The organism is Ignavibacteriota bacterium (genome assembly GCA_016716225.1).
Taxonomy (GTDB): Bacteria; Bacteroidota; Ignavibacteria; order Ignavibacteriales; family Melioribacteraceae.
On sequence record JADJWT010000001.1, the window covers coordinates 2,985,824 to 2,997,845 of the forward strand.

Genomic DNA, 12,022 nt, shown 5'->3' on the forward strand with positions numbered 1-12,022 from the left:
ATTTCCTCAATTAAAGTAAGTTTTTTATAATTTTTGTAACATCTCCAGTTAAAACCGGTTTTGGATTTAAAGGTTTACACGGATCTCCCATTGCATATTCCTCCAATCCGAAAATATCTTCTTCTTTTACACCAATATTTTTAAGGTCAATTGGCATTCCAACTTTTAATAACCATTGTTCTATAGCATAGATTACAGAATCTGCATTATTATCAACCCCTAAAAATGAACCAAGAGAAGCCAATTTTGTATTAACTTTTTCATCAGTTGCATTAAACTTCATTACTTCCACAAGTACTGCTGCATTTGCTAAACCATGATGTGTATCATAAAACACACTTAATGCATGAGCAATTGAATGATTAATTCCGAGACCTTTTTGAAAAGCAGTTGCGCCCATTGCAGAAGCAAGTAGCATTTCACCTCTCGCAGCAGCATTGTTCCCATCTTCAACAGCAATTGGTAAAAATTTAAAACATTTGTAAATCCCTTCTTTTGCAATTGCATCAGCTATTGGATGAAAAACATCCATTATATATGCTTCTAGATTATGAACAAATGCATCAACACCAGTAGCAGCAGTAAGTTTTTTAGGTAATAATAATGTGACTTCAGGATCAAGCACAGCAATGTCCGGCATCATTTTAGGTGCGAAAATAATTGTTTTTTTATTTGTCGATTTTACAGTTATTACGCTGCTTCTTCCAACCTCACTTCCAGTTCCCGCAGTTGTAGGTATTGCAAAAAATGGTGGCATTTCATTTACAATAAATTTATCTCCACCTTTTGAATCATCTAATTTTTCAAGAGGTTCATCATGTGTAGCAGAAACTTTAATTGTTTTCCCAACATCTATTGGGGAACCTCCACCAAGTGCAACAATGAAATCGCAATTGTTTTGTTTATATATTTTTGTGGCATCAATTACATTTTGTTCGGTTGGATTTGAAACAACATCACTGTAACTAAAAATGTCAATACTTTGTGCAGAAAAATATGATCTAAGTTTTTCTGCTAAACCAATCTTTTCAATTCCTTGATCTGTAACTAATAAGCCTTTCATTAAACCTTTACTTTTTATGATTTTAGGCAAATCAGCAATAGCACCGGGACCATATTCAATTCTGGTTGGGTAATTATAAGTATGTCTTAAAAGTGGCATAATATAGCTCCAAATAAAATTTTATTTAATGTTTGATTTTTAAATGATAAGATTTTGGTCTTGTTAATTGTTCATAACCAACTTTTGAAAGTGAACAACCTCTTCCGGAATCTTTTACTCCAACCCAGCTTAAATACGGGTCAAGATAATCGCAGCGATTCATAAACCAAGTTCCAGTATTAACTTGATTGCCAATTTTAATAGCAGCATCTTGGTTTTCTGTCCAAATAGATGCTGTTAAACCATATGGACTATCGTTCATTAATTTTAAAGCTTCATCATCGTTTTTAACTTTCATAATTCCTACAACCGGACCAAAAGTTTCATCATACATTACATTCATATTATGATTAACATTTAATAATACTTGCGGGGCAAGATAATTTGTATCTGCTTTTGCATTTGGGAACAACGATTCATCAATCATTGCACGAGCTCCTGCATCGATTGCTTGTTTTATATGTTGTTTAGTTAATTCAGCTCCACTTCTTTTTGCAACAGGTCCCAAAGTAGTTTCAGGATCAAGAGGATTGCCTAATTTATAAGTTTTAGTTAAATCAATAAATCCTTCAATAAATTTATCGTAAACAGATTCATGTACGTAAATTCTTTCAATTCCACAGCAAGATTGACCGGAATTAAAGAATGAACCATCCACTAAATTTTCAACAGCAAAATTTAAATCGACATCTGGCATTACATAAGCTGGATCTTTGCCGCCTAATTCTAATCCCACACCAATAAACCTATTTGCCGCAACTTTTTGAATATCATAACCACCCTTTACAGAGCCGGTAAATGCAACAAAATTGATTCTTGGGTCCATTATAACATTTGAAGTATCTTCATGAGTTAAATGTAAATATTGAAATAAACCTTCGGGTAAACCGCTTTTTCTGAATGCATCGTAAAACCTTTCTGCAACAAGTGGAGTTTGTGCTGAATGTCTAAGTATTACAGCATTCCCAGCTAATAAAGCTGGAACAATACTATTAATTGCAATTAAATATGGATAATTCCATGCCGGAACAACAAATACAATTCCCAAAGGTTCTCGTTTTATATATCTGTTAAATCCTTCTTTTTCAGCAATAAAAATATCTTCTAAAGAAGATTCTGCTAAATCCAACATTCCTAAAGTTCGTTCAATAGTTCCTCTAACTTCTCCCGGTGCGTATTTTATTGGTCGCCCCATTTGCCAAGTTAATTCTTCACAAATTCTTTTTTCATTACTTTTAAATTCATCAACAAATTTTGAAATGTAACTTTTTCTTATTTGTAAGGAAGTTCTTTTCCATTCTTGCTGCGCTGTTGCAGCTAAGATTAATGAATTTTCAATTTCATTTGAGTTATGTAATCTGCCTTCATAATAGACTTTTAAATCAATAGGTGAAATAACTTTAAATGTTGATTCCATTACTAAATTCCTTATTTAACATTTTATATAAAATCAATTCCAATTTATCCTTTTAATATTCATTACAATTTGTACAATTTCAATTTTTCTTTTTGCTCGCAAGTTTATTTTTAATTTCAATTAAGACCAACTCCAAAAGAGCTAATTGTGATATTCTTGACTGACATGAAAAGCTTCCTAAAAGATTATCCGGAACACTTGTGTAAAGAATATAATTTGCATAATTAGTAAGTGGAGAAGAAAGAAAATTTGTAAGTGCAATTGTTACTGTTCCATATTCGTGTGCAGCTTTTAATGCAGAAACAATTTCATCAGTTTCTCCGGAATGAGAAATTGCAAATACCAAATCATTACTATTTAAAGTTGGAATAATGCTTTGAATAATCGAACGGTCACTTAAAAAATTACTATAAATTCCTAAAACACTTAAAGAATCGTTGAAAATATATCCCACGCCTGCGGCTCCACCAATTCCAACAATCACCATTCGTTTTGATTTTATTATTTGATCAGCAATTTGTTTTAGAGAATTTATTTCAAGATTGTCTATTGTAAAATCGATTTGTTGCTTTAAATTGAATGAAAAAGTCTGTGTAATATTCTGCGATTTTGAGCTATTATCAATTTCTTTAATAAAACTCTTTCCACTTCTAAGTAATTCCGGAACTAAAGCAGTTTTAAATTCATTAAATGTTTGATAACCAAGTGATCTGCAAAATCTAATTACAGTAGCATCACTTGTTTTACAACGTGAGGCGATACCTTGAGTTGTTAAAAGAACAACCTCATCAATATGTTTTTGCACAAACTCAGCAACAGTTTTTTCACTTTTGCTCAAATTATTAAAACGCTTATTAATCAAGTTTAATGGGCTGTTCATAATGAGTTATAGATAGTTAAAAAATTGTTGAAACACTATTTTATAATTTATTCAAAAAACTTAGGTGGAAATATTATAATGTAAATTGTAGCATATGCAACAAGAAATAGTTGATTATGTTATAATGGCTACAAAGGTAATTATAAAATATTTTAATGTCAAATTTCCAAATCGTGATAAGTTTTTAAAATGAATTTCTTTACAAACATAAAAATCTAATTTGATAAAAATCAACCATCACCAAGTCATAATCCAATATTTAATGAAAAGTTAACAATAACTTAATTTCTTCTTAATATACACACAGAATTGCATTAAAGATTTTCAATCATATCATAAAAATTGTGTCACCTAACAAAAATCTATTTAGCAATTATTTATAATATCTTTTGGCAAATCCCAAAATAAACCTCTTTGTATTCTCATATGATTTCATTTTCGTAATAATTTATTCAAAATTATTTATTGACAATATTAAAAAATATAACTATGTTGAAGTTAAAACAAGTTTTAAAAGATATTGTAGTAAAAACAACATATAAAATCTCACTACGGAATTCAAAAAGTATATGAAGCAATTTTTCAAAATAAATCATCTATTTTTAACTGCTTTTTTTGTTAGCAGCTCAATATTTTCACAAAATGTAATGCAAAATGATATTGTTTCAAATTTGGTTGGTTTATGGGAATTTAATAATTCTTCCAATTTAACTGAAGCAACTATTGGTAATAATTTGGTTCTTAAAGGAAACTGCGTTGCTGTGGATGGGCCGACAGATTCTTCCGGTGCAGTTAGAATTGGTATTGGCAGTTATTTCACTTCAACTCATGGAATCTTACCCAATGGTGGTGGAAACTTAGTTAATGATTATACAATTGTCATGGATGTTAAAATTCCGATGACGGGAAAATGGTATGCGTTATATCAAACAGATATTTCAAATTTAAATGATGGTGATTGGTTTATAAATCCAAGTGGAAATATTGGAATTGGAGAAATTGGTTATACTCCCAAAGCAATTTTACCAAATGAATGGTACCGAATTGCAGTAAGTGTTTCAAATGGAAATCATTGTACTTATTATATTGATGGAAAAAAATCATTAAATGGTAATATTGGTACTTTGGACGGAAGATTTTCACTAAGTTCAAAAGTTTTATTTTTTGCAGATGAAAATGCTGAAGATAATATTTTTGATATTGCTGAAATTCAATTATATTCTACTGATTTATCTGAAAATGAAGTCAGTGAACTTGGTGGATACCAGCATAATATTACTAATTCTTCGATTAAAACTTTTCCATATTTGCAATCACCAACTCTAAATTCAATTTATATTTGTTGGTCTTTTCCGGGGAATAATGCTTTAGTTGAGTATGGACTAACTTCAAGTTTAGGAAATTCCGTGATTCCGGAGAAAATTCCGATTTCCGATGAAAACATATTCTTTAATTGGTATTCGGCAAAACTTGAAAATTTAATTCCAAGTACAATATACTATTACAAAGTAAAAACGGATAGCGCAGAATCGGAAATTTACAAATTTAAAACTCAACCAGATTTTAATGATTCTACTTCTAGAATTCGTTTGGCATTATACAGTGATAACCAAACTAATTTTGCAAAGTTCACAGAAATAAATGATTCGTTGAAAAGTAAAATAAATTCATTGTATGGCCAAAATATTGAAGAAAATTTAAATCTTGTTTTTGATTCGGGAGATATTGTTGGAAATGGATGGTCTTTGCAGCAATATTTACAAGAATATTTAAATCCGCATCATAAAATATCAACATCTGTTCCATATATGGTAAGTATAGGAAATCATGAAGAAGATTCTCCGTACTTTTATGATATTATGAAATATGAAGATTTTGGGGGACCTCAAGGAGAAAAATATTATTCATTTAGAATTGGAAAGGTTTTAATTGTTGCACTCAATAGCAATACTGGTTATAGAAATGATACACAGATAAATTGGCTAAATACTGTGTTATCAAATGCTCAAATCGATAATTCAATTGATTGGATTTTTGCATTTAATCATCATCCCGGACAAAGTGAAATTTGGCCAGATGGAAATACTGCTTATGTTCAAGATAAAATAATTCCTACTCTAAGTAAATATTCAAAAGTTGATTTGCTTACTTACGGACATTCCCACAATTATGAACGTGGTGCAGTTTCTGATTGTAATTTACGCTTAATGTGTATTGGCGGCGCTGGAGGTGCTTTAGATAGGTGGGGAATGTATAATAATCAACAAGATTATTTAGAAATTCAAAAAGCTTTTGACCATCACTGTTATGCAATTCTTGATATTGATGTAGCAAATAAATCTTATGAAATCACAACATACAGCATTGGAAATCCGGATAATCCACTTGACAATGTTGTAATAGATAAATTTTCTAGAAATAAGTTTGATGAAACACCACCTCAAGAACCAATAATTATTTCACCATCTGAAGATGATATTATTTCAAATACGTTTTTGCTTACCTCATCTGAATATTATGGTACTTATGAAATAATGAGTTCACAGTTTCAGATTACAAACAACAAAGGGAATTATGATTCACCAATACTTGATGTAATGAGAAATTATGAAAATATTTATGGCGAACCAAAAGCTCCAAATTATTTGCCAAATGATCTAAATGAAAATATTGATTTAACAAGTTTGGAAGTTTCTGATCTAAATTATAAAGGTGATATTTGGGTTAGAGTAAGATATAGGGATAAGAATTTACAATGGTCTTCTTGGTCTCAAGAACATGATTTAGTTGTTGATAAAGTAAATGAAGTTAAGAAGAATGAATTAGTAAAAATTGATCAATACCAATTGTATAATAATTTCCCTAATCCATTTAATCCTACCACAAAAATTCAATTCGATATTAAAGAAACGGGAATTGTTCAGTTAAATATCTATAATAATTTAGGCGAATTTATAAAAGAAATATATAAAGGGAATTTATCTCCTGGACGATATAGCTATAATTTTGATGCAACGGAATTATCGAGTGGAATATACTATTACAGATTGATTACGAATAAATTTTCTGATATCAAAAAAATGATGGTCTTAAAATAATTGTTTTAATCAGAAATTTGTTTAATTAAATAATGAGAAAGAATTAACTAAAAGCCTTGCTAAATCAATAACTAAATTAAGGAGCATTCTTTATGAAGACAAAGTTATTATTACTTTTTTTATTAACAACAATTAGTATTACACTTGCCCAAACACCAGTGGCACAATGGTCATTTGATGATCCGAGCAATTTAACAAAAGCAGATTTTGGAGATGACTTAATTCTTGTTGGTGTTGATTCTGCTGTTGTTGGTGCTGAAGATGGAGATGGTGCAGTTTCAATCGGTATCGGAAGTCATTACATTGCCAATCCATATATGTTGCCAAGCGGCGCTGATACAGCAAAAAGAGTTAACATTTATTCTATGGTAATTGATTTTAGAGTTTTAGATTTAGAAAGATGGCATTGTTTTGGTCAAACAGATCCCACAAATGAAAGTGATGGTGAGTGGTTCATAAATCCTGGTGATGGAAATGTAGGTGTTGGTTCTTCTGGTTATACAAGAAATTCTATCACACCTGGAGAATGGTATAGACTTGCAATTGTTGTTAACACAACAGATACAAATGATAATAGTGGAGTAAAATATTATTTTGATGGAGTTGCTCAATCAATTTCAAGTACCGGACATGTACAATCAATTGATAATAGATTTTCAATTGGCGGAGCAGATGAGCCAATTCAATTAATACTTTTTGGAGATAATGACGAAGAAGATGATGTAATTGAAGTTTCAAAAGTTTCAATTTATGAACAAGCATTAACACCTGCTGAAGTTGCAGCTTTAGGAGGATATAAACATCAAGAAGTTGAAGTACTTACACCCGTTGGCCTATGGGATTTTGATAATCCTGAAGATTTAACAGTTGCAACAATAGGTTCACCATTAGAATTAGTAGGAACTGCAGATGTTGTTGTAGGACCAAGTGAAGGAAATGGTGCTGTTTCTATTGGCGTGGGAAGTTATTTTAAAGCATTAACTTCAATTGCACCAAACGGTGGTGGAACCAAAGTAAATAATTATGCAATCAGTATTGATTTTAGAGTTAATGAGTGGAGCGATTGGATAAGTCTAATGCAAATAAATCCATTAAATGATGATGACGGTGACTTATTTTTAACTTCTCCGGATTATGATATTGGTGTTGGTCAACTAGGTTATTCGGAATCCGGAATAATCAATCAAGGTGAATGGTACAGAATGGTAATGGTTTCAAAAGCTTATAAACCAGATTCTGTATATGTTGATATTTATTTAGATGGAATTAGAGTTGTTAAAGGTCATATTCAAACTTTAGATAGTCGATTTGCATTAGAAAATACAATTCTTTTCTTTGCAGATAATGATGGTGAAGATAATACAATAGAAATCTCACAAGTTGCTATTTATGATTCATCATTAACTAGTCAAGTAATTGCTGGATTGGGTGGTTATCAGCACGGAACTGTTGAAGAATCAATAGTTGGCTGGTGGAAATTTGATAATCCCGATTCCTTAACAAAAGCAACAATTGGAAATGACCTAATATTAGCAAATAAAGATGGTGCAGAACCGGTTGCCGAAGCTGTTGCTGGCCCAGCAGTTGGTGATGGTGCAGTTAAGATTGGCCCAAGGAATCATTTTATAGCAAATCCTGATATGCTTCCTAGTGGTGGTGGTTTAAGAGTTAATAGATATTCAATTGGTTTTGATTTTAGTGTTGATGCTTTGGGAAACTGGCGTGCATTTTACCAGACTGATTCATTAAATGAAGATGATGCGGAATTTTTTATCAAAAAAACCGGTGAAATAGGTGTGGGTGATTTAGGCTATTCAGATAGTGCTATTGTTGCTCCAGGAGAATGGTATAGATTAATTATCACAGTTGATTTAATGGATACAACAAAAAATGCAATAAAATATTATATCGATGGACAAGCTGTTCCTCATGGAGAAAGCGGCTATCAAAAAATTGATAACCGATTTTCACTAGGTCCGGTTGGATATGCTGATCAATTAATTCTTATGGGTGATAATGATAACGATGATGGTTTAATAAATGTTGCTCAAGTTATTCTTTATAATAGAGTTTTATCTGGTGAAGAAGTTGAAGCTTTGGGTGGTTACGGACACGTTGTTGGAGTTGAGGATACAGAAACATTTGCACCAAGTGTATATTCACTAAATCAAAATTATCCTAATCCGTTTAATCCATCAACAATTATCAGTTACTCTATTGCAAAACCAAGTATGGTCAGTTTGAAAATATATAATATTTTAGGTCAATTGGTTACAACGCTAGTAAATAAAGAACAAAACGCTGGTTCATATCAATATCAGTTTAATGCAAGCAATTTAACTAGCGGAATTTATTTCTATTCAATTAAAGCTGGTGATTTTACCAAAACTCAAAAAATGATGTTAATCAAATAGAAATAGTTAATTTTTTGTCCTCCAAGAACATATAATTCTTGGAGGATTTTAAAAAAAGTTTTTACAGAGAAAATGCATATTAAAATTATTTTGTTCTAATAAACCAATGAGGTTGATTTGCATATTAGAATTTTTTTTGGTGAACTTGCGTTAATTATTTTAGTACTTTTTTTTATTTCTATCAATTTGTTTGCTGGTACAACTGGTAAAATAACCGGAGTTGTTGTTGATAAAACAACTGGTGAACCTTTGCCTAGTGTTAATATAATGATTGAGGGAACTTCCCAAGGAACTGCGTCGGATTTAAGCGGACACTTCACAATTTTAAATGTATCTCCTGGTACACATACGATTGTTTTCAAAACTATTGGTTATGCAGATTATAGAGTAGAAGGTGTTGTTGTTAATGTTGATAAAACAACAAAAGTTGATGCTCAACTTAGTATTTCAACAATTGAAATTTCTGAAGTTGTTGTTAAAGCTGAAAAACCTCCAATTGAGAAAGATAGAACATATTCTTCGGCTGTTGTTAATTCTGATGCGATTCAAGCTCTTCCGGTTACTGAAATGAGTCAAGTAATTACTTTACAACCGGGAGTTGTAAAAAATGGAGACCAACTTCATTTTAGGGGAGGAAGATCAAGAGAAGTAGCATATGTTGTTGATGGTGTATCGGTTACAAATGCTTTTAATCAAGATGGCGGATCAAATGTTTCGGTTGAAAATTCAATGATTGAACAACTTGAAGTTATAACCGGAACGTTTAATGCTGAGTACGGTTCGGCTCAATCCGGAGTGGTTAATATTGTTACAAAGGGAATATCTTCAAAATTAACTGGAAACATTAATGCTTTTACCGGTGATTGGATAAGTGATAAAAGCAATGTTTTTTTAGGTGTAAACAATATTAATCCAATGTCGGAAAGAGATATTCAAGGAAATATTAGCATTCCAATTATTCAAGATAAACTTGGTATTTCAGTTGTTGGTAGATATAATTATTACGAAAGTATAAATTGGTATGAGAAACGTTTTAATTCAATAGATGGTTGGAAAATTGCTGCATATGAAAGATGGTTTAAAGAACAAAGAGCTGATGAGGCAGATGCATCACAAGCAATTTACATCCCCGATTCTTTAAAAACCGGCGATGGAACAATGGGTCCATTATCAACAAGCGACAGATTTTCTGGGAACATAAAAATTAATTACTATCCATTTGAAAGAGTTAAAATTGCTTACCAAGCTTTCGGAGATTTCTCAGAAAGAAATGGTTATTCTGAAACAATTGGTGGCAGTGGAATTAGTAACGAAGATTTAAGAAGATATCAACCAGATGGAACAAGTAAAAAGCAATCTTATAGCCACAGTCATTTTTTAACATTAAGACATACCCCAACTGATAATTTTTATTACAATATTTCCGGGTCATATCAGTATAACAGAGATGATGAATGGTATGATAAGTCGAATAAAATTGCGTTTTATCCTGGGGATTCCGGAATTCAACCAATTGGATATTCAAGTGATGGATTTTCAATAGGTAATACTGATGGGTTCTATGATAATGCTAATGGAAAAAATTATCGAAAGCAATATTTAATCAATGGTGATTTGAATTGGCAAATTGATAAATATAATTTTATTAAAGCGGGTTTTGAATATAAACAGCATCAAGTTAATACATATTCATGGGGATTTATTTCAACACCGGACTGGAACACAAAGAAGTGGATAAATTTTGATCCGGACCCTACTTTAACTTTTAATGACTATTGGAACATAATGGTTGATTATTGGAAAAATTGGGAAGATATTTATGATACTGTTAGATACAGAAAATATTATGAAAATGAATATACACTTTGGCGTGATTATACCATAACACCGAGTGAAGCAGCGGCATACTTACAAGATAAAGTTGAGTTGGGTGAAATTATAATAAATGCAGGTTTACGTTTGGATTTATTTATTCCGGATGAAAAAGTGCCAAAAAATTATAGAGTTGAGTCATCGCAACTTGCTTCAGAAATTAATCTCAAGGATGCTTCAACAAAAGTAAATTTAAGTCCAAGATTTGGAGTATCTTTCCCAATTTCAGCCACTGGAGCATTCCATGCAGCTTATGGTCATTTCTATCAAATGCCAAGTTTTGAAAAAATGTTCAGTGAGCCAATTTATGTGCTTACGCCGCTTCAACTTAATGATATGAAACTTGGGAATTCAGACTTAGAACCTGAGAGAACAATTCAGTATGAATTAGGGTTACAACAACAAATATTTACCGGAATTACAGCTGATGTTTCTGTTTATTATAAAAATATGGATAATCTTTTAGGACTCGAATATTTAACAACAATTGATAATGTAAGATTTAGAAGGTTTATAAATAGAGATTATGGAAATTCAAAAGGTTTAACAATTGGTGTCAATGCTTTTGGAAGAGATTTTATAAATGGGAGTTTGAATTACACATATTCTACTGCAAACGGAAGTGCTTCGGATCCGGAATATGTTGCTCTTGTGCAATCATCAACTCAAATTGGCGGGGAAACAGTAGAATTTCTTGATAGGCAAGTTATTCCTTTAGATTGGGATCAGACACATACACTAAATGCGCTGGTGGATTTTAAATTTACAAATAGTTTATTTATTTCTGTTATTGGAACTTATTGGACTGGTCAACCATATAGCCCCGAATTTGTTGAAAAATATGATATTTTAGTTAGAGAATATGATAATGCTGATACCAAACCGGTACAATGGAGTGTTGATTTAAAAGCGAGATATGATTTTAATGTTGAATGGTCAACAATAACAGCTTTTATTCAAATTGATAATTTATTTGATCATCTAAACCAAAATTCTGTTTATGTAACAACAGGAAATGCATATAATAATGCCAGGCTTCCAAATGTTGAGGAAACTTTGGTTGAAAGATTAGATCAAGCGGGATTATTCACTCTTGATGAAATAGATAATAAGCCGCAATGGTTTTCTAGTCCAAGAAAAATTAGACTTGGCTTTACTCTCAATTTTTAAATATGGAGA

6 protein-coding genes are annotated in these 12,022 nt (G+C 31.3%); 3 read left to right on the top strand and 3 right to left on the bottom strand.

Annotated elements, in window-relative coordinates:
- Window positions 1–10: 10 nt before the first annotated feature.
- The 3 genes from IPM32_13070 to IPM32_13080 form a co-directional block, all read right to left on the bottom strand.
- Window positions 11–1,162: an iron-containing alcohol dehydrogenase gene (locus IPM32_13070; GenBank protein ID MBK8946181.1), complete on the bottom strand. Its 1,152-nt coding sequence runs from the start codon at window positions 1,160–1,162 to the stop codon at window positions 11–13.
- 25 nt (window positions 1,163–1,187) lie between these two features.
- Complete coding sequence (locus tag IPM32_13075; GenBank protein ID MBK8946182.1) at window positions 1,188–2,579, bottom strand: aldehyde dehydrogenase family protein; 1,392 nt, start codon at window positions 2,577–2,579, stop codon at window positions 1,188–1,190.
- Window positions 2,580–2,658: 79 nt separating this feature from the next.
- The gene (locus IPM32_13080) at window positions 2,659–3,459 is read right to left on the bottom strand and encodes a MurR/RpiR family transcriptional regulator (GenBank protein ID MBK8946183.1); all 801 of its coding nucleotides are present in this window, start codon (window positions 3,457–3,459) and stop codon (window positions 2,659–2,661) included.
- Between the two features lie 569 nt (window positions 3,460–4,028).
- Between IPM32_13080 and IPM32_13085 the strand changes: the two genes are divergently transcribed.
- The 3 genes from IPM32_13085 (at window position 4,029) to IPM32_13095 (ending at window position 12,013) form a co-directional block, all read left to right on the top strand.
- Window positions 4,029–6,557 carry a metallophosphoesterase gene (locus IPM32_13085; GenBank protein ID MBK8946184.1) on the top strand — a complete coding sequence of 843 codons (2,529 nt, stop codon included), beginning with the start codon at window positions 4,029–4,031 and terminating at the stop codon, window positions 6,555–6,557.
- 92 nt (window positions 6,558–6,649) lie between these two features.
- Entirely contained in the window at window positions 6,650–8,971 is a 2,322-nt protein-coding gene (locus IPM32_13090; protein MBK8946185.1) for a T9SS type A sorting domain-containing protein, read from the top strand.
- A gap of 117 nt (window positions 8,972–9,088) precedes the next feature.
- Window positions 9,089–12,013, top strand: a complete 2,925-nt coding sequence (locus tag IPM32_13095; GenBank protein ID MBK8946186.1) for a TonB-dependent receptor — start codon at window positions 9,089–9,091, stop codon at window positions 12,011–12,013.
- Window positions 12,014–12,022 lie beyond the last annotated feature (9 nt).